The sequence below is a fragment of the Novosphingobium sp. 1529 genome (assembly GCF_040544855.1).
Lineage (GTDB): Bacteria > Pseudomonadota > Alphaproteobacteria > Sphingomonadales > Sphingomonadaceae > Novosphingobium > Novosphingobium capsulatum.
In genome coordinates this window covers 17,973-43,602 of record NZ_JBEPKW010000012.1, presented here as the reverse complement: position 1 = coordinate 43,602, position 25,630 = coordinate 17,973, and the positions used below count along the sequence as shown (strand labels likewise).

Below are 25,630 nucleotides of genomic sequence, written 5' to 3'. Positions count from 1 at the left end.
CGCCACTGCGGGCGTGCGCGCATTATCGGTCTTTCCTCCGGCGTCCTGCGTTAGGCGATACATTTTTAATCACCGATTAAAGTCGCCAATATTTTCCGTCGGGCGCCATGTCAAGCGGCTTCGCCCGATCGCCACGCACACGACGCTCGCCAGCTGCCGATGCGTGCAGACAGGCGCGACGCGTCGAGGGGGGCGCAGATAGAAAATGAAGATCAGCCGCCGGGCGTGATGCGCCGGCGATCACGCTGGCTAATGCCGCCAACGCGGCGCGCGCCAACGCGACCAGCACAGCGCTGACCCGTGGCTGCTTGCGTTGACCGTCCGCTACCGCGTCAGCGCGAGCGGAAATGATATTCGGCGAGAGTCCTGACGATCTGGCCATTGGCATCGACCAGCGCGATGCCGATTCCATCGACCTGCCCCTGGGCGCGCGGCGGCTGCTGCCCGGTCTTGGCCATATAGGTGGCCAGCGCGGGATTGGCCTCGTTGGCCAGCAGGGTCAGATGGGGATCGAACTGCATGAATACATTGGGCGAGCCATAGCGCTGGAACGCGGGCAGCTTGGCCGGATAGTCCTTCATCCAGGCCGGCGGCGCCAGGTCATGGTCGCGCAGCGGCTCGGCCGCCAGGGTCACTTCATCGGCCAGGCGCTGCAGCGCGGGGGTGTGCACCACGCGCAGGAACAGCCAGTTGGTGGGCGTGCGTTCGGTGCCGTCGATTGCCAGGGGCAAGCGCTTGTGGCCGCGCGCCAGCCGCGCGATCGTGGCCTTAAGGCGGGGCAGCGCGCTGGCGGGATATTGGGTCAGATAAAGCGTGGCATGCACCGCCTGCCCGCGCTGGCGGAACGTGGTCATGCCCAGTTGCGCCAGATCGGCGCTGGCCTGGTCCACCGCCGCCACGATCGGGCGCGAGGGGATCGCATAGATATCGATGCTGACCTTGTCCGCTGGCGCGGCCAGCGCCGGGCTGGACGCCGCCAAGGCTGCGGATATGCCCCAGAAAAACGCGCGCCGCATCATCGTATCGTCCCTGCACAGGCCTGCATCATTGCCATCGGCGTGGCAGCCACGCGCCGCACTTGCAACCGCAAATGGGCGCGCTGGCTGCCCCACCTATCCCAAAGGCCCGATCACGCCATGGTGGCGCGGGCGATCAGCCGGGCCAGGCGCGACGCAAAGGCGCGCGGGTCGCGCGGCGGCTCGCCATCGACGATACGCGCTTCGTCCAGCAGCAGTTCGGCAGCGTCGGCGCGCAGCTCATCGCCTTCCGGCAGAGCAGCGAGCGCCGCGATCTGCACGTGCGCCGGGTTCACCTCCAGCACCGGCGCCGCGCCGGCCGGAAGTTGCCCAGCGTTGGCCAGCAGCTTTTCCAGCTGGCGATCGAGGCCACTTTCGCTGGCCACCAGGCACACCGCGCTGTCGGTCAACCGGTCAGACGCGCGCACCTCGGAAACCGCATCGCCCAGCGTATCCTTGACGAACGCCAGGAACGCACCCACCGCATCGCTCGGCTCGGCCTGGGGCGCGTCGGCGCCTTCGGGCAAGGGGATGAGGCTGAGATCGGCTGCCCCTTGCGTGACCGACTTGAACGGCTTGCCATCCAGATCGATCGCGCCGCGCACCCAGAAGCTGTCCACCTGGTCGGGCAGCAGCAGAACTTCCACGCCGCGCGCGCGGAATCCTTCCAGCTGCGGCGAACTGGCGATGCGATCCAGATCGCTGCCGGTGGCGTAATAGATCGCGGTCTGGTTTTCCTTCATCGCCGCGACATAGTCCTGCAGCGAACGCCATTCCCCGCCCGACGCCGTGGTCTTGAACCGCGCCAGGCGCAGCAGGGCCTCGCGCCGCTCAAAATCCTCGTAGAGCCCCTCCTTGAGCACGGCGCCAAACGTGTCCCACAGCTTGGCATAGGCCGCCGGATCGTCCTTGGCGGTCTTTTCCAGTTCGCCCAGCACCTTGCCGGTCAGACCCTTCTGGATCGCGGCAAGGATCGGGCTGTCCTGGATCATCTCGCGCGACATGTTGAGCGGCAGATCGGCGGAGTCGACCAGGCCGCGCACGAAGCGCAGGTAGCGGGGCAGCAGCTCCGCCTCGTCGGTGATGAACACGCGGCGGACATAGAGCTTCATCCGTCCCTTGCGATCGGGATCGAACAGGTCGAACGGGCGCGTTTCGGGCACGAAGGCGAGCACGGAATATTCGTGCCGCCCCTCGGCGCGGTAATGCAGGGTCAGCGCCGGATCGTCCCACTGCCCGGCCACGCTGCGGTAGAAATCCTTGTATTCCTCGGGCGTGATGGCGCTCTTGGACTTGGTCCACAGCGCAGTGCCATCGGCCACCTGGGTGCCTTCGGCATCGGGCTTGTCCTTGACCGTGATCGGCACGGGCACGTGGCCCGATTGCGCGCGCACCATCTGCTCGATACGCGGCGCTTGCGCATAGTCGGCCGCGTCATCCAGCAGGTGCAGCACGATGCGCGTGCCGCGCGCCGGTGCATCCTGCGCCGCAACCGCGCCGATGGAATAAGTGCCCAGGCCATCGGACGACCACATCGCCGCGCCATTCTGCCCGGCCCGGCGCGAGATCACGTCGACCTTGGCCGCGACCATGAACGCGGAATAGAACCCAACGCCGAACTGGCCGATCAGCTGGGTGCCTTCCCCGCCCTGCGCCGCCGCAATGCGATCCATGAACGCCTTGGTGCCCGAGCGCGCGATCGTGCCAAGCGTTTCGGCCATGTCGGCGGCGGTCATGCCGATGCCGTTGTCCTCGATCGTCAGGCGGCGCGCATCGGCATCGACAGTGATGGTGATGCGCGGGGCCGGATCGTCACCCAGCAGATCGGGCTGGGCAATCGCTTCATAGCGCAGCTTTTCGCACGCATCGGCCGCGTTCGAAATCAGCTCGCGCAGGAAGACATCCTTGTCCGAATAGACGGAGTGGACCATCATCTGCAGCAGCTTGGCCACATCCGCCTCGAAGGCGTGGGTCTGCGGGCTGGCGGCGGTATCGTCCAGAACGTCGGCGGTCATCGGTGGGCTCGGCTCCCTCTGTTTGGCAAGACAATGCAATAGGCGCCTTAGGTGTGCCCCCGCCAAGCCGAGTTCAAGCCCGGAAAATATGGCGCCCTGCCCGATATTCATCGTGCCACGGCGATTAGATTGCGATATGAAACCCAAGCATACGTGCTTTGCGAAGAATGGGCTGCCTTTCATGATCGAATTGACCGTCAACGGCCAGAAGCGTCAGATCGACGCTGATGGCGATACCCCCCTGCTGTGGGTGCTGCGCGACGACCTGGGGATGACCGGGACGAAATATGGCTGCGGCATCGCCCAGTGCGGCGCCTGCTCAGTCATGATCGACGGCACCGTGACGCGCAGCTGCGTGACGCCGGTGGAAGCGGTCGCCAGCGCACAGATCACCACGATCGAGGCGGTAGAGGCCGATCCGGTGGGCGCCCGCGTGGTGGAAGCCTGGGTCAAGCACCAGGTGCCGCAGTGCGGCTATTGCCAATCGGGCCAGGTCATGGCGGCCACCTCGCTGCTCAAGCAGAAGGCCAAGCCCAGCGATGCCGATGTCGAGGCGGCAATGACCAACCTGTGCCGCTGCGGCACCTACAACGCGATCAAGGCGGCGGTGCGCGATGTCGCTGGCCTGGCTGCCACGCAGGAGCACGGCGCATGACCGAATGGACCCCGCTTGATCCCGCGCTGGCCAAGGTGCTGCCCACCGGCGAACCGGTAAACGTATCGCGCCGTGGCTTCCTCGGCGGCGCCAGCGCCGGCGCCCTGGTGCTCGGCTTTGGCCTGCCGGTGGGCGCAGCCCGCGCGCAGGCAGCCGGCGCTGCCCCGGCGGTGGTGCCCGGCACCCGCGTGCCGGCATTCCTGGCGATCAACCCCGATGGCACGATCCGCCTGCAAAGCCCCTTCGCCGAAGGCGGCCAGGGGGTGTGGACCGCCATGGCCCAGATCGTGGGCGAAGAACTCGATGCCGATCCCGCCACCTTCGTGGTGGAAAACGCGCCCACCGGGCCGGATTACCAGGTCATCAATGGCAAGATGCGGATCACCGGCGGATCGATGTCGGTGCGCAGCAGCTACGACACCATGCGCCGCCTGGGCGCATCGGCCCGCGCCATGTTGATCCAGGCCGCCGCGCAACGCCTGTCGGTTCCAGCCAGCGCGCTCAGCACCCAGCCCGGCCGCGTCGTGCACCAGGCCTCGGGCCGCAGCCTGAGCTATGCCGAACTGGCACCCCACGCGCTCGATCTGCCCGCGCCGACCACGCCGCCCGCGCTCAAGGACCCCAAGGATTTCCGCTGGATCGGCAAGCCGCAGGCCCGGCTCGACGTACGCGCCAAATCGACCGGCAAAGCGCAGTTCGCCATCGACAGCAAGGTTGATGGCATGCTCCACGCCGCCGTCCAGCATGCCCCGCGCCTGGGCCTCGCCGTTGGCAAGATCCGCAACGAGGCTGCGGTCAAGGCGATGAAGGGCGTGCATTCCGTGCATGTCCTCGATGGCGCGGTCGCCGTTGTCGCCCCGCGGTTCTGGCACGCGCGCCGCGCGGTGGAAGCTGCCCAGGTCGATTGGGTGGAGCCGGCCGGTGCCAGCTATCGCCCGATGCCGGCAACCTTTTCCACGGCAGACCATGCCGCCCACCTCGCCACGGTGCAGGGCACGCAAGAAGTGGCCGAAACCGCGGGCGATGTTGCCAAGGCCTTTGCCGATGCCGGCGCCAAGGGCACGCTCAGCGCCACCTATCACAGCCAATACCTGAACCATGCCCAGCTTGAGCCGCCCTCGGCCCTGGCGCGGTTCAACGCCGATGGCACGCTCGACATGTGGTTCCCCAACCAGGCGCCCGACATGTTCCTGGCCGAAGTGGCCAAGGTATCCGGGCTGCCGCCGGAAAAAATCCGCATCCACTCGCCCCTGCTTGGCGGGTTCTTTGGCCGCCACTTCCTCTATCCCAAGGGCAATCCCTATCCCCAGGCGATCGAACTGGCCAAGCGGGTCAACGCCCCGGTCAAGCTGATCTGGACGCGCGAAGAGGAATTCCTGCGCGATCCGCTGCGCCCGATGGCAGCGGTGCGGTTTCGCGGCGTGGTCGATGCCAGCGGCATGCCCCTGGCGGTCGAGGCGGTGAGCGCCACCGAAGGCCCGAGGGAGGGCATTGCCGACAAGCGTAGCGGAGAAATCGATCCCACCGCGCTCGAAGGGCTGGCGGGCAAGAGCTATGCCCTGCCCAACGCGCGCATTGCCCAGATCTTCGTCAAAAGCCCCACCACGGTGGCCTATTGGCGGTCAGTCGGCAATTCGATGAACGACTTCTTCTATGAAGCCTTCCTCGATGAACTGGCCGACAAGGGCGGGCAGGACCCCTATGCCGTGCGCCTGCACCTGCTCTCGGGCAACGCCCGCTTGACCACGCTGCTCAAGGCCGTGGTTGATCTTTCCGGCGGCTGGAAGCGCGGCCCGTTTACCGCGCCCGATGGCACCACCCGCGCACGCGGCATGGCCATGGCCTCGCCCTTCGGCACGCAGACGGCGGCCATTGCCGAAGTCTCGATCGCCGATGGCCAGGTCAAGGTGCACGATGTGTGGCAGGCGATCGATCCGGGTAGCATCGTCAACCCCGCCATCATCACCGCGCAGGTCAATTCCGCCGTGGCGCTCGGCCTGTCGCAAGCCCTGATCGAGGAAGCCGCCTACAAGAACGGCGAACGCGTAGCCCGCAATTTCGATGGCTATCCGATCCTCACCCCCGATCGCATGCCGCGCGTGCACGTGCGCATTGTCGAAAGCGGGGAGAAGATGGGCGGCATCGGCGAGCCCGGCCTGCCGGCGGTGCCGCCGGCTGTGGCCAATGCCGTGTCGCGCCTGCGCGGTCAGCGCGTGCGCACTCTGCCCATCGGCACGTTGAGCTGAGCCAGGCGCGCCTGATCCTCAGCCAAAACGGGAAAGATCGAACGGCGCCAGCGACACAGCTGGCGCCGTTTTGTCGATCAGCGCCGTGATCAGGTGCGCGGTGGCCGGCGCCAGCGTCAGCCCCAGGTGCTGGTGGCCAAAGGCATAAAGCAGATTGGCCGCGCGCGCTGAACGGCCGATCGCCGGCAGATAATCGGGCAGCGTCGGCCGGCAGCCCATCCAGCGTTGGAACGGGCCGGCCATGGGCAGGCCAAGGTCCGCCACATGGCGTTCCAACCGGTCCCACTTGCGCGGATCGGCCGGGGCATCGGGGTCGCCCAGTTCGACAAAGCTCGCCGCCTGCACGCTATCGCGATACCGCGTGACGATCATCGCGCGCTGTTCGAACACCACCGGCGGCAGATCAGCCGGCCAAGCGCGTGCGTCGGCGCGGATGTGATAGCCGCGCTCGGCAATCATCGGCACCGCGTGGCCCAGGCGCCGCAAGATCGGCGCGGCACGCACGCCAGCGCAAACCAGCACGGTGTCAGCCCCCAGCCCCGGTATGTCTGCCCGACCATGCGCGATCGCCACTTGCGCGCGCTCGGCGTGCAGGCGCCCGCCGCGCGCCACAAAGGCATGCCGCAACGCTTGGCGCAGCGCATCGAGATCGGCAATCTGCGCCGTACCGGCAAAGCGCACAGCGCCCGCCACCGGCTGCCCACACAGGGCGGAAAGGCGCGCGATATCCTCATGGGTGGCTCGCGCCACCCTTGCCGTGCCGGTCTGGGCCGCCTGCCATGCCGCACGGCCCGCAGCGGCAGCGTGGGCATCATGCCAGGCGACAAAATGCCCTTCTTCGCGCAGCAAGTCTGGGGTGCCGATCCGCGCCACCAGGTCGCGCCAGGCCGGCCGGGCCTGCGCCATCAGCGGCGCCATGGCCGCGCAACCGGCATGAAAGCGCGCCGGGCGCGCCGCTGCCATCAGCCGCAGGCCGAACGGCAGCCATCGCCCGATGGCGCCCGGCGGAAAGGCCAGCGGCCCGCCCCGGGAAAACAGCCGGCCGGGCAAGGCGCGGATGGTGGCAGGCGACGCAAGTGGCTCGACCTGTTCGGTCGCGATATGCCCGGCGTTGCCCCACGATGCGGCTTGGCCCAGGCGATCGTCATCGATGATGGTGACGCTGTGCCCGGCGTCGACCAGCGCGATCCCCGCACAGAGGCCGACCACACCTCCACCGACAATTCCGATCACCGCCACGACGACGCCACTCCCCCTTGCGCGCATCCCGCGCCAGGCACATTCACTCAGGTAACCTGGAAACCTGCCCAGAATGGATCGTCACGATCGATCCAGATCGTGTTGAAGCCGGTCGCCATGGCCGATCCCTCGATCGAGGGAATGATCGCGGGTTGGTCGCCCAATGTCACTGCCTGCTCCACCCGCCCGATAAAGCGCGAACAGATATAGCTTTCGTGCACGAAGGTATCGCCCACGCCCAGCTTGCCCTGCGCTGCCAGATGCGCCAGGCGCGCCGAGGTGCCGGTGCCGCAGGGGCTGCGGTCGATCGCCTTGTCGCCATAGAACACGGCATTGCGCCCATCGGCGCCGTCATGCTTGGGCTGGTCGGTCCACAACACGTGGCTGACGCCGCGAATGGTGGGATCGAGCGGATGCACCGGCTCGAACTGCGTGCGCACGGCCTCGCGCACGCGTTGCGACAGCGCCACGATCCGCGCCGCGCCCAGGTCGTCCAGGCCGGTATAGGCGCCCTGCGGCTCGACAATGGCGTAATAGTTGCCGCCATAGGCCACATCGACCGATAGCGCGCCGATGTCCTCCACCTCCACGGCAATGCCCCGCGCCGCCACATAGGATGGCACATTGGTGATCCGCACCGACGTGACCTTGGCGCCTTGTGTCTGGTAGGCGATCTCGATCGTGCCGGCTGGCACTTCCACCTTGAGGCGGCCGGGCACTGCCGGCTGGATCAGGCCATGTTCCAGTCCGAACGTGATGATGCCGATCGTGCCATGGCCGCACATCGGCAGGCATCCGCTGGTTTCGATGAACAGGATACCGATATCGTTGGCCGGATCGACCGGCGGATAGAGAAACCCGCCCGACATCATGTCATGCCCGCGCGGTTCAAAGCACAGGGCGGTACGGATCCAGTCGAACCGGGCGAGGAAATCCTGCCGCCGTTCCGACATCGTGGCGCCCTTGAGCAACGGCGCCCCGCCCGCCACCAGGCGCACGGGATTGCCGGCCGTGTGCCCATCGATGCAAAAGAAAGTGTGGCGCATCGTCGCCCGCTCAGGCCAGCACGGGTTCGGCGCGCGTCGGGGTCAGATCAGGCCGGGTGGCGGCGGCCTTTTCGACCATGGCGATCACTTCGGCGCGGCGCGCACCCTCGAGCACATAGCGCGGCGGCAGCACCCGTTCCGAACCACGGCCCATCACCTGCTCGGCCAGCTTGATCGACTGGACCAGGTCATGTTCGGCATCGAGATGCAGCAACGGCATGAACCAGCGATAGATTTCCAGGGCCTTGGCATGGTCGCCACGCTGGATGGCATTGACCAGTTCCACCGATTCCCGGGGAAAGGCATTGGTCAGGCCAGACACCCAGCCCTGCGCGCCTAGGAACAGGCCTTCCAGCGCCACGTCGTCCAAGCCAGCAAACAGCACGTAGCGATCGCCGAAGGCATTGCGAAAATCGGTGAAGCGACGGGTATCGGGCGCCGATTCCTTCACCGCCACGATGTTGTCCACCTCGACCAGGGCCGCCAGCACATCCTTGTCGATCACGGTGCGATAGGCCGGGGGGTTGTTGTAGAGCATGATCGGCAGGTCCATGCTTTGCGCAACGCCCCGGAAATGGGCGACCAGTTCGTGCGGCTTGGGCACATAGACCATCGGCGGCAGCAGCATCACGCCATCCGCCCCAGCCTTCTGCGCAGCCCGCGCATAGCGCACGGCGCGGCGGGTGTCGTATTCCGAACAGCCGGTGATCACCGGCACGCGGCCATCGACCACTTCCACGATGGCGGAAAGAACCTGGACCTTCTCGTCGAATTCGAGAGAGTTGTTTTCCCCCACGGTGCCCAGCGCGATCACGCCGGTGACCCCGTCGCGGATCAGGTCGTCCACCACGCGCTGGGTGTCGGCCAAATCGATCGACAGGTCTTCGCGAACCTGCGTGGTGACTGCCGGGAACACGCCCTTCCAACCGATTGCCATCTATCGTCGTCCTGATCTTGCTTAGCCGCAAGATCGTATACGATATTATGGAGTGGTCGGCAATCGTGTCTTGGGCTGGTGACGCAGCAGAGGGCGCGCCGGACGCCAGAAAGCCCCGTGCCTTGTTTGGCCGGGGCTGTTGTGTGTTAGGCTGTGTTGAGAGATGGTTGCGGGGGCAGGATTTTCCTAGTTCTTTCAAAAATCAACATGTAATTGTTTTTACTATATAAAAATCAAATTATCTCAAGCAATACCCCTGCTTATACCCCCACCAGCGACTGAATCGATAGGGCGCCCGAAACGTGCGACGAAAGCTAACACTGCTTTGGCACATTCTGGTTTGGTAGGTCAGTATGCGTACGTCAGCATTGCGGGCACGGCTTATCCGGCGACCTGATGAGCTTATCACGGTTTTACGCAGTGAGCACCAAACACTCGATGCAACCCGCCGATGGAAGTCGTTCTGCGGTCAAAGTGCCCAGTCATGCATTGCTTTAAATGGGCTTGAGACTGCAACTCGCCCGCGCTACCTACGACGGTGAGGGTGGAGATAAAATGCGCGGAGAACACGTAATGCCTGAGGCTTTGCCGCTCGAGAATAAGAGCGGGCTCAATGGGAAACAGCGCCTCGCTTGTGGGTATTTTCCCAGTACGGCTAGGTATTTCTCAAGATTTTCACTATCTTTGATGCTATTTTGGGCATGTTCCGTTAGTTCTCACGCGCAAGATTATTCACTGCCTAAGGGTTTTGATCCCCCAGCAATCGCTCCCGATCGAAACGGTGTTGACCTCATGTCGGGGCGAATGGTTTTCCAGTCGCCTGTTCTAGCAGTTGAAGCTGATCCGCGCCTTAAGTTTCAAAATATAAATGATTTCAACATCTTTATGCGAATCTCCAAGTCCATGCCTCAGGATGGACCCATTACCGCTGTCATAAACTACAACAAAGGCGACGGAGAGTCTGAAACTTTTGACTGTAGTACTGACTATGGCTCGGCAGATAGTAGCGCCATGCCATGTATTTCACACGCACCATTGCCATCTTATGCGAAGGGTCCAGCCGGTCTTAACTTCTATGAGGCCCGCACCGGTCGCACAATTACTTTTGGCGCACTCTACGACACCATACCCACTGGGGCACAATGCTATCCCAGCTCAGGGCAATGCTCCTACACTGCGCTCCACCAGTCAAGCTCTTCAATTTATTATGCAAATTCAATAACTTATGCTGACGGCGAAATCTTGACGATTAGCTATGACACTCAATCTTTAACCACGACAGCTCCCACGACCGGACCGAACGGTGGCACCCCTACTGGAAGCGTGATTGCGAGCCTGCCTCGGCCATCGAGGATATCTAGTAATCGCGGTTTCGAATTGAGGATTGCATATCAAACTGACACCCTCGATCCAAATTCATCGTCTTCGGCCCTTGATTGGCTTACGCCCAAATCGGCTAGTATGTATGCAATCGGGTCGTACAATGCGCCTCTTGCATCAATATCTTTTTCCAAGCCGGATTCTAATCTCAACCAGACTGTAACGGATGCAAACGGCAACAATTGGTACGGAACTTTCAATCAAATATGGGGTCAAACGGTTCCAACTTATGCTGGAACTCTTCTTGCCCCATCCGCCTCTACGAATCAGATAAATGCTTCATCCAACGCTTGCTCGAACAGTATCGTCGGCACGGGGGTTGGAGCTTACATCGCTGCAAATCAGATATTAACTTCGCTCTCGAAGGGCGGGGATAGCTGGACATATAATTACTCCAACGGGGTGCCCATCAGCCAATGTGGGCAAAGCAACACGGCATTAGGCAATTCTACACGTTCGGTATCAATCGTTGGCCCGAACGGATACAGCCGCACTATTAGCATAGACCAGCCGACGAAGGACGTTAATGCGGTAATCTCTAAGGATACGGACAGTCTTGGGCGCAGTGTGTCTTACGTCTACACGACGCTCACAGACTCGACTGGCATGACCTATGGACGCGTAATGTCAGAGGCGGATTATCCGGAAGGGAACAAGGAACTCTTTACCTACGACAATATGGGTAACGTGACGCAGGTGCAGCGGATTCCCAAGCCTGGAAGCTCGCTTGCCACCGCTGTCGTTCAGATTGGCTTTCCTCAGGATAGTGCGTGCTTTCCTTGGAAATTTACGACGACCAACGGCGCCAAACCGCCCCCGATAACGTGCACTCGCCCGCTTTGGATCAAAGACGCAAACGGCAAGCAGACGGATTATACGTGGCAAGTCGATACCGGATTGATGCTGACGCAAACCGATCCCGCAGACATGAATGGGGTGCGGCCACAGGTGCGCTATAGCTACGCGCAACGGTATGCTTGGTGGAGCGATGGGAGCGGTGGTTACGTCAAAGCCGCCTCGCCGATCTGGGTCAAGGTGAGCGAGAGCCGCTGCCGGAACAGTGCTGCCACCGGTAATCCAGCTAGCCCCTGCCAAGGAAACGACGAAATCTTGACCACATTTGACTATGGTCCTGATTCGGGTCCAAATTTCTTGTTGGTGCGAGGTATGGCGGTGACGGCCGATGGCAATACCATCAGAACCTGCTTTTCGTACGATGCGCGTGGACGCAAGATTTCGCAAACGCAACCAAACGGCACCGGGGGGACGTGCTCATGAAACGTTTGTCGGTAAGCCGCTATGCTTGGTACAGCTGTAGCGTCCTGAGCTTGGTTGCGGCGCTTGGCGTCTCTCACAAAGCCGCGGCACAAGCTGCAAGTTCACCTTTCACTACTGGATATCGGTATGACGCCGCAGGTCGGATAACAGGGGAAATTAAACCCTCCGCGCAAAGCGGCCAAGGGAACGGCTTCGTTGCTACGCGCAGCACATATGACGCCAGCGGCCGACTTGTAAATGTCGAGAGTGGCTACTTATCGTCGTGGCAAAGTGAAGCGGTTGCGCCTGCAACTTGGTCAGGTTTTACAATCGTCAAAAGCGTGATTTCCACTTACGACATAAAAGATCGTAAGATTGCAGAAGTCGTCGTAGCATCCGATCGGTCTGTCGCCGCTGTTCAGCAATTCAGCTACGATGGCCTGGATCGCGTTGTTTGCACCGTGGCTAGGATGAACAAGGCGGCGTTTCCAACGGTAACAGCTGCCAATACGTTGTCCGGCGGCAGTCTACCAACTGATGCATGCTCGCAAGGCAGCACAGGAGATGCAGGCCCTGACCGCATCACACGCAATGTCTACGACACAGCAAACCAACTTGTCCAAATCCGCAGGGCAGTTGGGACATCGCTGGAGCAGGCCTATGCGACCTACAGCTACAGTCCCAATGGCAAGCAGGTCGATGTCATCGATGCAAACGGCAACCGCGCACAATTCATCTACGATGGCTTTGACCGGCAAACAGGATGGTATTTCCCGTCGACGAGCAAGCCTACAAATTACTCAGCAAGCGCTGCAGCGACGAGCACCACCACGACAAATTGCGCGGGTCAGTCCATTGCAGTTAGCACAGCCAGCAGTTTCGGCAGCGCCGGATCGGTTAATTGTGCCGACTACGAAGCCTACGGCTACGATGCAAATGGCAACCGCACGTCTTTGCGCAAACGTGATGGCTCTATACTGACTTATAGCTTCGACGCGCTTAACAGGGTGATCAAAAAGATCGTGCCCGAGCGCTCGGGCCTCGCTGCCACCAACACCCGTGACGTCTATTACGGCTATGACCTTCAAGGTCACCAACTCTATGCTCGCTTCGATAGCGCCTCGGGCGAAGGTATTGTCAATGCATGGGATGGCTTTGGCCGCCAGGTATCCAGCACACAAGCGATCGACGGCGTCACTCGTGCCCTGGGCTATCAGTATGATGCGGACAGCAATCGGACTCGAGTGACATTTCCCGATGGAAACTATGTCAGCTATGGCTATGACGGCCTTGATCGTCCGCTGCTGATCCAGCGAAACGGATCGGCTGCCCTTGCTAGCTACTCGTATGATTCGGCAGGTCGGCGCGTGAGTTTCACAAACGGGACCGGCGGCGCGATCGCAACCAGCTACGGTTACGACGGCGCTAGCCGCTTATCTTCACTGACCAACACGCCCCAAACCTCTTCCTATTCCAGCCAATACACGTTTGGCTACAATCCTGCTTCCCAGATCACGTCTCTGACGCGTAGCAACAATGCCTTCGTCTTCACCGGCACCTACAATGTCAACCGGAGCTACACCGCCAACGGGCTCAATCAGTATACGGCCGCGGGTTCGGCGGGCTTCACGTACGACGCCAATGGCAATCTCACGTCGGATGGCACTAACTCATATACCTACGACGTCGAAAATCGCTTGGTGACAGTCTCGGGCAGCGCAACCGCAACCCTGCGCTATGACCCCTTGGGGCGGCTGTACGAGATAACGGGTACATCCGGCACGACGCGTTTCCTGAACGATGGCGACGCGCTGGTGGGCGAATACAACACGGCTGGCACTCTGCTCCGTCGCTATGCCCATGGCGCAGACATCGCCGCCGACGATCCCATCGCCTGGTATGAAGGTGCAGACTTCACGGCAACCTCGGAACGCATGCTGCGGCCAGACTGGCAGGGCAGTATCGTGCTCACGACCGACAGCACTGGGACTACCCCGATTGCGATCAACACCTATGACGAGTATGGTATTCCTGGCGCCGACAACAAGGGGCGCTTCCAGTACACCGGCCAGGCATGGCTTGGCGAAGTGGGCATGTATTACTACAAGGCCCGCATCTACTCGCCAACGCTCGGCAGATTCCTCCAAACCGATCCCATCGGATATAAAGATCAAGTCAACCTCTATGCGTACGTCGCAGACGATCCGGTGGACCGCACGGACTTCTCGGGGTTGGCTGGTTGCGTATCTGGAATGGCTCAAGCGGATTGCGCTACAGCGATGGCTGCGCAGGCACAAGCTCGTAAGGATATTGCCGCAACTCAGTCTGCTTTAACCGGCTTAACCAATGAACGAGCCGCTGTTGCCAATGGCAGTCAAAAAGAATTGTCTGCTGGAGCGAAGAAGACAGAAGGACTCCTGACAAAATGGTTTGGAGATTCGTCCGGATCGACGGTGAAGTCTGTTCAATCATCATTGAGAGGAATTGATAACATATTGGCTGACAATGGGAAAAAATACAATTTCACGAGACAGGATATTGGAAAAGATTTTGGTAAAGCCAACCCATTTACTAACATAAAACTGGGGAATCCATTTTTTTCAACGTCCTTTAGGAATCAAGTGGTTACCGTCCTCCATGAGCCATTTCACGTCATGGGAAACATATTTCTCCCCGAATCTTATGAAGGGGCTAATCGAGGTTGGCCTACCTGGTATCATTTGCGGAATGCAGACGATATCGCGATTTTCGCGTATGAAAGAGGGCAGTGATCTTATCTAAAATGGAACGATCCGATGGCGAAGGTATTTGAAGTTGTCATGATTATTTGTGGATTAGCAATTTCTTTGCTTTCCATGATTCCTCTTTATTTTTATGTATTGGCACTTGTAGATGCTTTAAGAAGGGGCGGCATTCAATACTACTCAATTGATTTATCTAGAGAGTACAATGGAGTAATATTATTACTATCATCTATGTTTTTTATGATAGGGATTATTCTATTTACGGCCGGGATTAAGCGAATAAGAGGCTGCCAGCGAAGTAATAGAGGTAAGTGACCGATCGCACGGTTCTGGAAATTACCGTGACAGGTGCGAAAACCCCTAAATAGTGCGCGTTCGCGGCGTCTGTGATGAAGGTAAGCGCCCCCGCGACCTGCTCCCTGCTCAAGTCCTGACAGCGGTGCAGCGGTAATGCCGATCTGGTGTAGCCTTGCTGGTTGTGCTCGTGTGCATTGGTAGTGAACGTTACGCACCGTTTCTGGTGGCGGCGATGTGTCGTGTGCGACACGAGAAACAGGCAATCTGGACGCCTCGAAGAACTGCCTGATCTGAGCATAGCGGTGACGATTTGCCCCGCGAAATCTACGCCACCACAATCCCGCGCAAGGCCGGGGTCCGCCGGCGCTTACGAATGGGCAGCTACGCAGCTGTGAACATGGTGTTGAGGGAAGTGGACCAAAGGATGATTGCGGCTGCAATGGCCAAACCTAATTGACTGCCAGATCGAATACACACATTCATCATACCGCAGGATTACCGCCGATCGGTAGGGGAAATTGATGCGTTATCTGAAGCTATGTTCGAATGCCGTCGCGTTGATCGCTGTTTCAACAGCAGGTGCAGCATGGTCTCAGCAAGCCACAACGTTCACTTACGACGCGCTAGGCCGGGTGACCTCTGTCTTACAAAGCGGTGGCCCCGCCAATGGGACCGCCGTCAACTATAGCTACGATCCTGCGGGCAATCGCTCAAACTATGTCGCCAACACTAGCGCGACACTGAGCATCTCGGGTGCGACCGCGAACGAAGGGTCACCACTTACTTTCACGGTGACACGCTCGGGTACGATGGCAAACGCTGCAACGGTAAATTACGCAACGTCAAACGGCTCTGCTGTTTCTGGCGTTAATTATACCGCTAGTAGTGGGTCGCTTAATTTTCCTGCTGGCGTCTCCACTCAAACGATCACTGTTCAAACCAGGGCAGATGGTGCCGTTACCTCAAATCTGACTATGACAGTGACCATTTCGTCTCCTAGCGGTGGTGCCTCCATTACCACTGCCAATGCCACTGGCACCATCAATAACACCGATGCAACTCCCTTCAAGGCGCTCAATCCCTCGTTCAGCGTAAGTAGTGCATCTGTCACTACTATTACATTGGCGAATCTCGCCACGACCAACGGACAGGCTGCCAAAATTATATCGTTCAGTCCATCGGGCGGTAATGCAGTAATTTCCTCCGATAAGCAGTCGGTTAGTTACACGGCGCCAACAATTGGGCAGGCAGCTGCGTGCGAACCCGCGGTGAGGCAAACCTATAGCGCGACTTACGCCGTCCAGTCTGGTGACGGGAGCCAGACCGTAAATGGCACAGTAAGTCTAACGGTAGCCGGGCTCGCTGGCCCGAAACCTAAGCCACCAGCGTCATGCCCATGATTGCTAAACCTGAGTTGGTCCTAGATGTCTGGGCGCCTTCTGTGTCAAATTTCGGGGTAGGATATGCCTTCAACCTGTTGGGACAGATGCGCCTGCATAGGGGTCAAATGGATCAGGGGAAGGCGGGCGTTGCTTTTCAGGTATGAGGGGCGATGGCGCAATCGCCATCGACGTGGCGGGGGATAAAGATCGCAGCAGATTGCCGATGATACCAGCGCTGATCATTGGTGCGCCCAGGAACAGGAATATTCCCAAAACAACGAAAGCTGTCCGCTTAAAGCGCAACAGTCCCCGAAACAGAGATAGCCCGACCAAGCTTATCGCTACAACACCCAGCGCCGTTGCCAAGCTGCCAGACAACACTTCCCGCAGCCAATCCGCCATCGCGCCAAAGGCTTGGGCATGGGACGGTTCAAACAGTGACGCGGTTCCAGCGTTCATGTCCGATTGCTCCAAATGGCGGAGATATGCCGACGCCCGGCTACGCGGTCGAGTTGCACGATCACGTCAACGGTCGATTGCACATAATGGACGATGTTCTCCCAGCTCAATCGTGCGCCCGTTTGAAGAATTAGCAGCGCGAGTTGCTTGATCGCCCCTTCCGGACTGTCAGCATGGATGGTGCTCATCGACCCGGGATGGCCGGTGTTGACGGTGCGCAGAAACGTATAAGCCTCGCTACCGCGCAGTTCCCCCACGATGATGCGATCGGGACGCATGCGCAACGCCGCATTGAGCAGATCGTCCGTGCTCACAGCAGCTTCGCGCAATTCATTGCGCGCTGACAGCAATCCAAGGCTGTTGGGCTGGCCCAGGGCGATTTCCGGCGTGTCCTCGATGGCAATCAAGCGCTCCTTGCTATCGATCTCGCGCATCAGGGCATTGAGGAATGTCGTCTTGCCCGTCGATGTCCCGCCGGAGATGAGAATGTTTCTCCGGGCTTTGACGGCCCGCCGCAATTGGGCTGGGTGATCGAGTCCAACTTCGCGGCCGCCATCAGACGCCGTCGTCTGCTCTACGCGATTTGGCATAGGACCACCGACCATGGGATAATCATCGAGCGTTAGGCTCTGCATGACGTGGCGACGGATCGCTAAAGCCACCCCCATACGCGTAGCCGGCGGCATCACGACCTGAATGCGCGAGCCATCGGGCAGGCTTGCAGCCAGCAACGGATGCTCGCGGCTAATGCCCTGGTTCGTCCAAGCTGCCACCTGCCGTGCCATGCGCAGCAACGATGCCTCGTCCAGATCCGTCACCTGGTGCGGCACGATTTTGCCGCCGAGACTTTCGGTCCATACTTCGCCCGGACGATTGACATAGATGTCAGTCACGTCGTTCCGATTAAGGAACGGCGCGAGCGGTGCCAGCGACGCAGTCAGATAATGGCCAGCGCGCGCATGCATGTCACGGCCTGTCGTCGATCGACGAAAAATCCAGATCGCGAGCAACGAAGACGGAAACGCTCGCTCCCTGCTTGACTGTCACAGTGCTGCGCACGTTCGCACCGCCGGTCGAGCCGGTGGTTGGCGTGGTTACCCCTGGCCAGCCGACTATATAAGTGCCGTCGGCCAGCTTGCTGGTAGCCACATTCATGCCGACGTTGAGCGCCGACTGGAGGATTGCTCCGCCGTAGCGTTCCAGGAAGTGGCTGTTGACTTTGCCTTTGACGCCGGCACGGCCGAGAGTGTCTGCCGATGGCGACTGCAGTGCGATTGTCACACCATCGGGACGGATCAGCCGCGTCCAGCGGATCAAGGCGCGGCTTTGCCCGCTAGCGACATCTGACTGATACTCACCGATGAGACGGCTGCCACGCGGCACCAGCACTTGAGTACCATCGAAGCCCCGCACATCACGCGAAACGATGGCCCGGGCGAGGCCCGGCTTGGTTGTGTCCAAGGCCGTTTCCAGCACGCATTGGATCACCGAACCCTGTGTCACGGTCGTGGCCGGGTTGAGCAAGCGAGTGGCCTTGACGCGCTCAGGGCCACTGGTTGGGCTTGCGCCTTCAGCCGGTGCGGATGGAGCCGAAGGTGCGCTGGACGGTGGCGGCGGGGCATCGAACACAGTGGTCGGGCCAGTGGATGATGGACCGCCGGAGCCATACGCGATCGGCGGGGACAGCGGCGCGTTATCCCATCGCGTGCGTGACGGCGTCGCCGGGACGGCCGATGGCGTGGTGGGAATAGTTGTCGGTTGAGCGGCCCCGATGGGCATCACCGTTGCTGAAGGCATCGCCACGAGCGGAACCGTTTGCGGCTCGGCATAGGGCACCTGGAGATCGGGAACCGCAGTTCCAGGCATCGCCATGTCCTGCGGGGAAACGAGGGTCGTCGGCACGTTGAGCGCCTGCCGATGCGCGTCGAGCGTCATGAACAGCATACCGCCGCCGACCAATGCCGCAGCGCCGAATACCCAGATACCAAGATTGCTGGTCCGCACCGCAACCTGTGGCCGGATGTCGTCAGTGGCCATTGGCATTCTCCCCCGCCTTGGGCTTGGGTGTGGTCAACCGCACGGCCACGGCCTTGTGCCGGTCTATCCGAAACACCAACTCCGGCCAGACTCGATCGATGGTGTAGGCACCATCACGCATAAAACCATCGATGGTCATTTCGCGACCGGTTTCATCCACGGCGAAGACGGCCGGCAGCGCCTTGTCTTCCGACCAGCGGATATAGGTGTGCTGACCGTCATCGGAGATGGAATCGGGCCAAAGCGCTTTATCGCCGGTCACGCGATAGCGCTGCGCAGCCGCTTTGGCGCTCGCAGCCTGCAATTGCGGGAGAAACTGGGCTTGCGGAGCGAACTGTCCCTGCGATTGCACAGGCGGCGGCGATACATTGGCAACCACTGAAAAGCGCAGCATGACCGCGGCGAACGCCTCATTGGGTTCCAACTCGAGCAGATAGGTTCGGCGATCGGTGCGCACGATCATGCTGGTCACGACGGCGTTGGGCAGAAACCGAACCGTTAGGCTGCCGGCATCGCGTGCCACGCTCACTGCCCAGGATCTGGCATCGGCCATGGTTACATTGGTGATATGTTCATCCTGACCGAATTGCATGGTCAGCGGCGTTGCCGAGCCAACACGGACATGGATCATCTCATCGCGATGCCAGATGGCCGTCTGGACGCGAGAGTCGCCGGCACTCGGCATCGGCCATGCGCGAGCTTGGGCGTAGGCATCCACTGGCGTCGTCAGCGCTAGGCTCAACAAACATAGGGCGCCGCGCGCGCTCATGGCTTCTTCGCCGAAGCACCGGCCCTTGCCATCGGAATGACGGGGGGCACTGAGGCAGATGGACCGCTGGGCAATGGCTGGGATACCGCCGCTACTGGTGTAGCGGCGGTAGGGGCAGGCGCAGTCAGCGTAGCCGGCGCTGTATTGGGAATGGTCTCGGCATCACGCCGATAGCGCGTGACCTGGAAACCCAATGGATTGATCAGGCGGTCCTGCACCGTCATCGGCTCGCCGGAATAGCGATAGCTGATCACCGCCGCCCAGTCCTGATCTGCCGCCGTAGAAGCCGCCAGATCGGCACGATGCGTCCGGAAGCGCACGAGCGATGTAGCCGGGCCGAGCGAAGACACGCTCTTTACCTGCACTTCGATCTGCGCGGTACGGGGCAGTGTGGCCAAGGGACTGTTGGGATTGGTCGCCTGGGTCGCGGCGACATAGGTGGCACGTGCTTCGGGCGCAGACCATAGCGCGGTCTTACGGTAGTTCGCCTTGACGCTGCCCAGATCGAAGCTTTCGCGGGCGATTACATATTGCACGAGGAAAGACCGCGTCAGCGCGGCATCGGGGGCAATGGATTGACGCTCAAGCGGCTTGAGCGCTTCGACGTAGCCGGTCTGGCGATCGACCAGCAGCGTATAGGGCTCGACGGTCTTGAGCGGAGCCAAGGCAACGAGCGCAAACGCTTCGGCAATGGCGACGAACGAGGCACCACCGGCAACCCACCACGCGATACGCCGCGAACGCTGGTCGCGCGCATCGCGATCCTGCGCCCAGGTCGCCGCCTCGCGATAGTAGGCGTCCAGATCTTTCTTGCGTTCCGGTTTCATCGTTTCCCATCTCGCCGCTGGCCAGCGGCTGTGACGCGGCGCGTGGCGCGCCGGTACGTTTCTCCAAGAGCCGGCGTACCAATCCGCCCGGACTGTTGCTCCCCATTGCCGGGAACCGACACATTGCGCTCTCTCTCGACCAGGATCGGCACGCGCGCTGGCGATGCCCCGCTGCCACTGCTCAAACTGCCACCCTCGGAGGCTACATGGGCAGGGCTATCGCTTATGCGGGCGCGGTCTGCGCTCCGGTCATGCTGACCGAAAAAGGACGAGCCGAAAAATTGCGCTCTTGCCTGCAGGGCATCGGCGGGTTGCATATCGGCCCAGCCCCGCTGAAACGCCACGCGTCCCAAAATGCTGACCAGCAAGATCGCCGCGATGGCAAACGAAAGGGTGATGACCAGCAGTTCGGTAGGAGCGGCGGGCGTCGCATAGCCAGCGCCACGGAGTTGCAGCGCGCCGGCTAGCCACGGCTCCAGCACCGCAAGTTCCGCAGCATAGACCACCGTGAGCCCGAGCGATCCAATCAGACACAGGACCAGCCCGCGCGCCCAGCCCGCGAAGAGCCCGCGCGTGGCTCCCAGCAGCAAGGCCCCAGCCATAACCGGCGCCAGCGCGAGGAGCAGCCCCGCAACGAGCCGAATGGCTACCAGCGGTCCCAATGTGCCAACCAGAAAGGCCACCCGCGCCCAACCCAGGGCGGGATGGTCGTCGAGAGCAATGGCCTTGAACGTCGTGCCACCGTCCGCAACCGGGGCATAGACTTCGCGCCCCGTGCCTTGCGTGGTCAGCGCCATGATCCCGTCGTCGGCCGCCTGAAGACGCATGGCCATGCCCTGCCCCATGCCGGGCAACTGGTTGTCCGCATGCAGACCAGCGGCGAGTTCTGCCGGGCCATGCAGCACCAGATCGTAGACTACGATGCGAAAAGCCGGCCAACTGGCCGCCAGCGTCAGAGCAATACCAACCTTGAGCGACGTTCCGATCAAGTCACTCCCAGACACGCCACGACCTGCCAGCAAACGGATCGCAAAAGTCGCGATGAGCAGCGTGAGCAAGGTTGTGATGACCGTCTGTCCCAGCCCGCCCGATTGGGCCAGGGACTGAAATCCGATCGAGCCTAGAGTCGTGGCCTGGCAATCCACATGCGCCAGCATCGAGGACAGGAACTGCTGGCCGGTGTTAACGGAGGGACAGGCCATCGCTCAAGCAGCCCCTTCCAGCAACGGCGCCAGCCAATCCTGCGGATCGTCGCCCAGATCGCTGCGCAAGGCATCCAGCAGGCGCACATTGGCTTCCCGACCTGACAGGATCGTCAGGATATCCTTCTCACCGGAGAGATCGAGCCGCGCCACCACGCTGTCATTGCCGTGCTTGATCAGGAAACAGCGCTGGCTGTCGGGCATGGCACGGATCAGGTCGAACTCGTGCTGGGTCAGACCAAAGCCGCCGATGTAGTCTTCGGTCCGGGCCTTGGGATTGACCATGAAGATCTGCGTTGCCGCCTGCTCGATGATCGCGCTGGCGATGCGGCTTTCCAGGGCATCCTGCGCGCTCTGCGTGGCGAAGCCGACGATGCCGTTGCGCTTGCGGATGGTCTTTTCCCAATCCTTGATGCGGCGCACGAAGACTTCGTCGTCCAGCGCCTTCCAGCCCTCGTCGACCACGATAATCGCCGGCGAGCCGTCGAGGCGTTCTTCCACGCGGTGGAAGAAGTAGAGCAAGGCCGGAGTGCGCAGCACCGGATCGTCGAGGATCGCGGTCATGTCGAACCCGACCGTTTCAGCCGCAAGATCGGTGCGGTCCTCTGGATTGTCGAACAGCCAGGCGCGCTCGCCATCGCCCCACCAAGGCCGCAGGCGCGACCACAGATCGCGGGCATGCGGACGGGCATAGCCACGAAACAGTTCGACGAGATAGCGCAGTCGCCGAAATTCTGCCGGTTGGGCGAAGTTGGTGTCGATCGCCGCCCGCACCGCTTCGGCTTCCTCGGCATCGATTCCGCCGGCCAGAAGCGTGATCCATTCGGTCAAGAACGCGCGGTTGACCGGCGTATCGGGCAATTGCAGCGGATTGAGCCCTGAGGGCAAGCCAGCCCGCAATTGATCGTATTGCCCACCGATCGCTCGGATGAACAGTTCGGCGCCGCGATCCTTATCGAAGAAGATAATGCGCGGAGCAAACTTGCGTGCCTGGGCAAGCAGGAAATTGAGCACCACCGTCTTGCCCGAGCCCGAGGGGCCGATGATGGTGAAATTGCCCAGGTCGTTCTGGTGAAAATTGAAGAAATAAGGACCGGCCGCCGTCGTCTCGAACAGCGTAACGGCATCGCCCCAGTGATTCCCCTTGCCCTGGCCGACGGGGAAATTATGCAGACTGGCCAGGCCCGCATAATTGCGCGCCGAGACCAGCGCACGCCGACCGATATAGCGAAAATTGCCGGGGAATTGCGCCCAGAACGTCGGTTCGAGCGCAATATCCTCGCGCACACCGACCATGCCGAGATCGCCTAGCACCGCCAGCACTTCGGCCACTTGCTTGTCGAGCGTGGCCAGGTTCTCGGCATAGAGCACAATCGTGGCATGATGCTCGCCGAAAGTTGCGCGGCCGGCCGCCACTTCGTCCTTGGCTACGCGCAATTCCTCGCGCAGGCTCACGGCTTCGTCCTCGGTCGAGCGCATGCGCCGCAGCGCCAGGTTCATCCGCCCCAGGGTTTCCTGCCGATCGACAAAAGCGAAGGATTGGCTGACTGTCATGTCGAAGGGCAGGCGATAGAGCTCGTCGAACATGCCCGGCATGCTTTGCCCCGGGTAATCCTTGATCGATACCACCGCGCCAAACAGCCGCGCCTGGTCTCCAGCCTGGCCCAACTCGAACGCGTCCTGACCAAAGCTCACGCGGCGATACGGCAGATAATGGCCGATATCGCCTTGCGGCAGACCGACGGGGCGTAGATCGCCGTTGTAGAGGCAGGAGAGGAATTCCAGCGGCTCGGAGCGAAAGCCATCGGGGGTATCGTACACTCGGAGCAATTTGGGACTGTAGCTGGAAAGCGCCGCCATCAAGGCGTCGCGCCCCGCATCGAGTTGGCGCACTTCGCCAGCGATCTGCGCGCTGGCGCCACCTGCCTGCGTCTTCCGCCGCAACATTCCGCCCAGGCGCTCGAACATGCCAAGCCGCCCACGGACGGGGCGGCGCACGATCGTGAGGAACAGTTCGTTGACGTAAAGCTCGCGGGTTTCGAGAAGATTGCTCCAGCGCGCGTGGAGATTTTGGGAAAACGTATCGCCGAATTGCGCGGCCAGATCGGGCTGAACCTTGCGGCGGATGACATGGTGGTAGACCGCAAAGCGCGAAGAGCCGATCGCACGCAGCATCGCGTCGCGCATCTCGGCGCGATAGTTGATGTCCTGCGTATCGGCCGTCTCGAACAGCAAACCGCCCAGGCGGATCGTCTGGATCAGCAGCCCATCGCGCGTCTCGATGGTGACATCGTCGACATGCCGCCCATAGGGCAGATGCACGCCCGCCGATGTTTCACGCGCCACAGCTTTAGGATCGGCCGCTAGGGGCGGTAGGAGTTGCATTGCCACAGCTTATGATTGCGCACACGCGGACACCGGCTGACGCGCAGGATCCACAGGTCGAGAAAGCGCGGCTCGTGCCGGCACAGCACCATGCCCGCGAGATGGGCTGCCACGCAAGCCAGCAACGCCAGAGCGGACCGAAAAATCAGGAATAGCTCGGCAGAGAGGATGCCGTTGATCACGAAAAAGCTGTAGGTAACCCCGGCAAACATCTGCGGCCGCGTGAGTGCGACAAAAACGGTGTCACGGCGCAGGTTGCCTGGCACGGAGGATCAATACTGCCCTGCGGTTGCTGCCGCGCGTATACCGCCGACGATGCTGGCGGCGCCAAACAGGATGAAGCAGCCAAGCACAACGACAGCACCATGGCGCCAATTGATGCGGCCTGTGAGCATCCCGAAACCGACAGCGGCAATAGCAATCACGGCAACGACTGTAGCTACGGTGCCCATCAATGTGCCTTGCAGCCAGCTGACCGCCGACACAAGAACACCCGAACCCTGCGGATCTCCCGGTACCGCAGCTAGGGCCCGCTGCCCGAGCAGCATCGCGAAAACAGCAAGCGAAGAGCCAAAGCGTTCGATCAGACGTTTCATTCTCATCCCCATTTGGACTGTTGATGACATCCCCTTGAAGAAAAGCAATATCCATCCGGCAAATGGGCCCTCTGGAGCAAGATTTATCTTGCCCAAGAATTTGGCGCCACTGATCCCGCCGCAAAGCAGGACATCCTCCCATAAAACCCGACCGGAAAGTCGGGCGGGAGGACAAGGGGGGCTAAGAGCCGGATTCGAAAGTTTCTCATGCCCAGCAATAGGTTGCGGTTCTGCGGCTGACCATGCGGATGGAAGCAATGGTGGCCCATGCGGTTGAAGAAGCGATGGTGGTCTCCCAATCCTTGGCCAGGCGGCGGCACCGGCCAAGCCGTGCAAAGGTCCGCTCGACCACCCACCTGCGTGGCAGGATGACAAAGCCTTTGGCCGCGTCCGAGCGTTTGATGATCTGGATGGTCCAGTCGCCCAAGGGCTCCAGCGCCGCCTTCAGCTTGTCGCCGGCGTATCCGCCATCGGCGAACACATGGTGCAACCACGGGAAGCGACCACGCACCGCCTTGAGCACATCGACAGCCGCATCACGGTCCTGAATATCAGCCGTGTGGACCAGAACGGAAATCAGGAAACCAGAGGTGTTGGTGAGGATGTGGCGCTTGCGGCCTTTGATCTTTTTGCCCGCATCATAGCCGCAAGGTCCCCCGGACTCGGTGGTTTTGACGCTTTGACTGTCGATCACCCCCGCGCTGGACGAGGCCTCGCGGCCCTCGATTTCGCGCAGGTTCATGACCAGCAGCGTGTTGATCGTCTCGAACAGACCGGCGTTGCGCCAGGCGTAGAAATACCGCCTGACCGTCGAAACCGGCGCGAAGCATTTGGGCAGCAATCGCCATGCGCAACCGGCTGAAGCCAGATAGAGCAACGCATTGACCACCTCGCGCATGTCCGTCGTGCGGCGGCGACCGCCTGTCTTGGCCGGCGGGATAAAGGGTGCCAGCAAATCCCATTCGCGATCCGTCATGTCGGATGGATAACGCAACCCTTTGCGGCTATGCTCCTCCCGAGCGGTACCAGTCCATGCCATGATCCATCCCATCTCTTCGCAAAGACGGCTGAATCACAACATACTGGTATCGCTCAACAACTTTCGGATCGGGCTTTAAACAACCCTGAGACGGTATGTTCG

The 25,630-nt window shown here is 61.2% G+C and carries 21 protein-coding genes; 6 read left to right on the top strand and 15 right to left on the bottom strand.

Features of this window, described 5'->3' with window-relative positions; translation table 11 throughout:
• Nucleotides 1–332 precede the first annotated feature (332 nt).
• Nucleotides 333–1,019 (bottom strand): 2'-5' RNA ligase family protein, encoded by a 687-nt coding sequence (locus tag ABIC78_RS18190; RefSeq protein ID WP_354491187.1) that lies wholly within the window; start codon nucleotides 1,017–1,019, stop codon nucleotides 333–335.
• Between the two features lie 110 nt (nucleotides 1,020–1,129).
• Complete coding sequence (gene htpG / locus ABIC78_RS18185; protein ID WP_354491185.1) at nucleotides 1,130–3,031, bottom strand: molecular chaperone HtpG; 1,902 nt, start codon at nucleotides 3,029–3,031, stop codon at nucleotides 1,130–1,132.
• 181 nt (nucleotides 3,032–3,212) lie between these two features.
• Between htpG and ABIC78_RS18180 the strand changes: the two genes are divergently transcribed.
• Together ABIC78_RS18180 and ABIC78_RS18175 are read left to right on the top strand one after the other, a co-directional pair.
• On the top strand, nucleotides 3,213–3,686 hold the full coding sequence (locus tag ABIC78_RS18180; protein WP_354491183.1) for a (2Fe-2S)-binding protein: 474 nt from the start codon (nucleotides 3,213–3,215) through the stop codon (nucleotides 3,684–3,686).
• Entirely contained in the window at nucleotides 3,683–5,932 is a 2,250-nt protein-coding gene (locus ABIC78_RS18175; RefSeq protein WP_354491181.1) for a xanthine dehydrogenase family protein molybdopterin-binding subunit, read from the top strand. The genes ABIC78_RS18180 and ABIC78_RS18175 overlap by 4 nt, the downstream gene beginning before the upstream one ends.
• Nucleotides 5,933–5,950: 18 nt before the next feature.
• On the opposite strand, the gene ABIC78_RS18170 is transcribed toward ABIC78_RS18175, so the two are convergent.
• The 3 genes from ABIC78_RS18170 to ABIC78_RS18160 are packed head-to-tail and all read right to left on the bottom strand — an operon-like array spanning nucleotide 5,951 to nucleotide 9,154.
• A complete protein-coding gene (locus tag ABIC78_RS18170; protein WP_354491179.1) occupies nucleotides 5,951–7,171 on the bottom strand; it encodes an NAD(P)/FAD-dependent oxidoreductase in 1,221 nt (406 codons plus the stop codon).
• A 47-nt stretch (nucleotides 7,172–7,218) separates the two neighbouring features.
• Nucleotides 7,219–8,217: a 4-hydroxyproline epimerase gene (locus ABIC78_RS18165; RefSeq protein ID WP_354491177.1), complete on the bottom strand. Its 999-nt coding sequence runs from the start codon at nucleotides 8,215–8,217 to the stop codon at nucleotides 7,219–7,221.
• A gap of 10 nt (nucleotides 8,218–8,227) precedes the next feature.
• Nucleotides 8,228–9,154, bottom strand: coding sequence for a dihydrodipicolinate synthase family protein (locus tag ABIC78_RS18160; protein WP_354491175.1), 927 nt, complete (start codon nucleotides 9,152–9,154; stop codon nucleotides 8,228–8,230).
• Nucleotides 9,155–9,727: 573 nt separating this feature from the next.
• On the opposite strand from ABIC78_RS18160, the gene ABIC78_RS18155 reads away from it, so the two are divergent.
• From ABIC78_RS18155 to ABIC78_RS18140, 4 genes are all read left to right on the top strand, one after another.
• Nucleotides 9,728–11,812, top strand: a complete 2,085-nt coding sequence (locus ABIC78_RS18155) for a hypothetical protein (protein ID WP_354491173.1) — start codon at nucleotides 9,728–9,730, stop codon at nucleotides 11,810–11,812.
• Nucleotides 11,809–14,562, top strand: a complete 2,754-nt coding sequence (locus tag ABIC78_RS18150; RefSeq protein ID WP_354491171.1) for an RHS repeat domain-containing protein — start codon at nucleotides 11,809–11,811, stop codon at nucleotides 14,560–14,562. The genes ABIC78_RS18155 and ABIC78_RS18150 overlap by 4 nt, the downstream gene beginning before the upstream one ends.
• A gap of 24 nt (nucleotides 14,563–14,586) precedes the next feature.
• Entirely contained in the window at nucleotides 14,587–14,850 is a 264-nt protein-coding gene (locus tag ABIC78_RS18145) for a hypothetical protein (RefSeq protein WP_354491169.1), read from the top strand.
• Nucleotides 14,851–15,353: 503 nt separating this feature from the next.
• Nucleotides 15,354–16,232: a Calx-beta domain-containing protein gene (locus tag ABIC78_RS18140; protein WP_354491167.1), complete on the top strand. Its 879-nt coding sequence runs from the start codon at nucleotides 15,354–15,356 to the stop codon at nucleotides 16,230–16,232.
• Between the two features lie 69 nt (nucleotides 16,233–16,301).
• On the opposite strand, the gene ABIC78_RS18135 is transcribed toward ABIC78_RS18140, so the two are convergent.
• The 10 genes from ABIC78_RS18135 to ABIC78_RS18090 form a co-directional block, all read right to left on the bottom strand.
• Nucleotides 16,302–16,673, bottom strand: coding sequence for a TrbC/VirB2 family protein (locus tag ABIC78_RS18135; RefSeq protein WP_354491165.1), 372 nt, complete (start codon nucleotides 16,671–16,673; stop codon nucleotides 16,302–16,304).
• Nucleotides 16,670–17,638, bottom strand: a complete 969-nt coding sequence (gene virB11, locus ABIC78_RS18130; RefSeq protein WP_354491163.1) for a P-type DNA transfer ATPase VirB11 — start codon at nucleotides 17,636–17,638, stop codon at nucleotides 16,670–16,672. The genes ABIC78_RS18135 and virB11 overlap by 4 nt, the downstream gene beginning before the upstream one ends.
• Nucleotide 17,639: 1 nt before the next feature.
• A complete protein-coding gene (locus ABIC78_RS18125; protein WP_354491161.1) occupies nucleotides 17,640–18,710 on the bottom strand; it encodes a TrbI/VirB10 family protein in 1,071 nt (356 codons plus the stop codon).
• Complete coding sequence (locus ABIC78_RS18120; RefSeq protein ID WP_354491160.1) at nucleotides 18,700–19,479, bottom strand: TrbG/VirB9 family P-type conjugative transfer protein; 780 nt, start codon at nucleotides 19,477–19,479, stop codon at nucleotides 18,700–18,702. Before ABIC78_RS18120 ends, ABIC78_RS18125 begins: the two co-directional genes overlap by 11 nt.
• Entirely contained in the window at nucleotides 19,476–20,306 is an 831-nt protein-coding gene (locus tag ABIC78_RS18115; RefSeq protein ID WP_354491158.1) for a VirB8 family type IV secretion system protein, read from the bottom strand. Before ABIC78_RS18115 ends, ABIC78_RS18120 begins: the two co-directional genes overlap by 4 nt.
• A complete protein-coding gene (locus ABIC78_RS18110; protein WP_354491156.1) occupies nucleotides 20,303–21,508 on the bottom strand; it encodes a type IV secretion system protein in 1,206 nt (401 codons plus the stop codon). Before ABIC78_RS18110 ends, ABIC78_RS18115 begins: the two co-directional genes overlap by 4 nt.
• Before the next feature lie 3 nt (nucleotides 21,509–21,511).
• A complete protein-coding gene (locus tag ABIC78_RS18105; protein ID WP_354491154.1) occupies nucleotides 21,512–23,893 on the bottom strand; it encodes a VirB4 family type IV secretion/conjugal transfer ATPase in 2,382 nt (793 codons plus the stop codon).
• Nucleotides 23,872–24,105, bottom strand: a complete 234-nt coding sequence (locus ABIC78_RS18100; protein ID WP_354491279.1) for a VirB3 family type IV secretion system protein — start codon at nucleotides 24,103–24,105, stop codon at nucleotides 23,872–23,874. The genes ABIC78_RS18105 and ABIC78_RS18100 overlap by 22 nt, the downstream gene beginning before the upstream one ends.
• Nucleotides 24,106–24,165: 60 nt before the next feature.
• A complete protein-coding gene (locus ABIC78_RS18095; protein ID WP_354491277.1) occupies nucleotides 24,166–24,495 on the bottom strand; it encodes a TrbC/VirB2 family protein in 330 nt (109 codons plus the stop codon).
• Nucleotides 24,496–24,694: 199 nt separating this feature from the next.
• Nucleotides 24,695–25,528, bottom strand: a complete 834-nt coding sequence (locus tag ABIC78_RS18090) for an IS5 family transposase (RefSeq protein ID WP_354491152.1) — start codon at nucleotides 25,526–25,528, stop codon at nucleotides 24,695–24,697.
• Nucleotides 25,529–25,630: the final 102 nt, after the last annotated feature.

What these genes read in the sequence shown, in the direction of transcription:
- ABIC78_RS18120 (WP_354491160.1), bottom strand. Translation starts at nt 19,479, where the DNA reads ATGAGCGCGCGCGGCGCCCTATGTTTGTTGAGCCTAGCGCTGACGACG.
- ABIC78_RS18175 (WP_354491181.1), top strand. Translation starts at nt 3,683, where the DNA reads ATGACCGAATGGACCCCGCTTGATCCCGCGCTGGCCAAGGTGCTGCCC.
- ABIC78_RS18150 (WP_354491171.1), top strand. Translation starts at nt 11,809, where the DNA reads ATGAAACGTTTGTCGGTAAGCCGCTATGCTTGGTACAGCTGTAGCGTC.
- ABIC78_RS18115 (WP_354491158.1), bottom strand. Translation starts at nt 20,306, where the DNA reads ATGAAACCGGAACGCAAGAAAGATCTGGACGCCTACTATCGCGAGGCG.
- htpG (WP_354491185.1), bottom strand. Translation starts at nt 3,031, where the DNA reads ATGACCGCCGACGTTCTGGACGATACCGCCGCCAGCCCGCAGACCCAC.
- ABIC78_RS18135 (WP_354491165.1), bottom strand. Translation starts at nt 16,673, where the DNA reads ATGAACGCTGGAACCGCGTCACTGTTTGAACCGTCCCATGCCCAAGCC.
- virB11 (WP_354491163.1), bottom strand. Translation starts at nt 17,638, where the DNA reads ATGCATGCGCGCGCTGGCCATTATCTGACTGCGTCGCTGGCACCGCTC.
- ABIC78_RS18125 (WP_354491161.1), bottom strand. Translation starts at nt 18,710, where the DNA reads ATGGCCACTGACGACATCCGGCCACAGGTTGCGGTGCGGACCAGCAAT.
- ABIC78_RS18110 (WP_354491156.1), bottom strand. Translation starts at nt 21,508, where the DNA reads ATGGCCTGTCCCTCCGTTAACACCGGCCAGCAGTTCCTGTCCTCGATG.
- ABIC78_RS18100 (WP_354491279.1), bottom strand. Translation starts at nt 24,105, where the DNA reads ATGTTTGCCGGGGTTACCTACAGCTTTTTCGTGATCAACGGCATCCTC.
- ABIC78_RS18105 (WP_354491154.1), bottom strand. Translation starts at nt 23,893, where the DNA reads ATGCAACTCCTACCGCCCCTAGCGGCCGATCCTAAAGCTGTGGCGCGT.
- ABIC78_RS18165 (WP_354491177.1), bottom strand. Translation starts at nt 8,217, where the DNA reads ATGCGCCACACTTTCTTTTGCATCGATGGGCACACGGCCGGCAATCCC.
- ABIC78_RS18155 (WP_354491173.1), top strand. Translation starts at nt 9,728, where the DNA reads ATGCCTGAGGCTTTGCCGCTCGAGAATAAGAGCGGGCTCAATGGGAAA.
- ABIC78_RS18145 (WP_354491169.1), top strand. Translation starts at nt 14,587, where the DNA reads ATGGCGAAGGTATTTGAAGTTGTCATGATTATTTGTGGATTAGCAATT.
- ABIC78_RS18190 (WP_354491187.1), bottom strand. Translation starts at nt 1,019, where the DNA reads ATGATGCGGCGCGCGTTTTTCTGGGGCATATCCGCAGCCTTGGCGGCG.
- ABIC78_RS18180 (WP_354491183.1), top strand. Translation starts at nt 3,213, where the DNA reads ATGATCGAATTGACCGTCAACGGCCAGAAGCGTCAGATCGACGCTGAT.
- ABIC78_RS18090 (WP_354491152.1), bottom strand. Translation starts at nt 25,528, where the DNA reads ATGGCATGGACTGGTACCGCTCGGGAGGAGCATAGCCGCAAAGGGTTG.
- ABIC78_RS18160 (WP_354491175.1), bottom strand. Translation starts at nt 9,154, where the DNA reads ATGGCAATCGGTTGGAAGGGCGTGTTCCCGGCAGTCACCACGCAGGTT.
- ABIC78_RS18095 (WP_354491277.1), bottom strand. Translation starts at nt 24,495, where the DNA reads ATGAGAATGAAACGTCTGATCGAACGCTTTGGCTCTTCGCTTGCTGTT.
- ABIC78_RS18140 (WP_354491167.1), top strand. Translation starts at nt 15,354, where the DNA reads ATGCGTTATCTGAAGCTATGTTCGAATGCCGTCGCGTTGATCGCTGTT.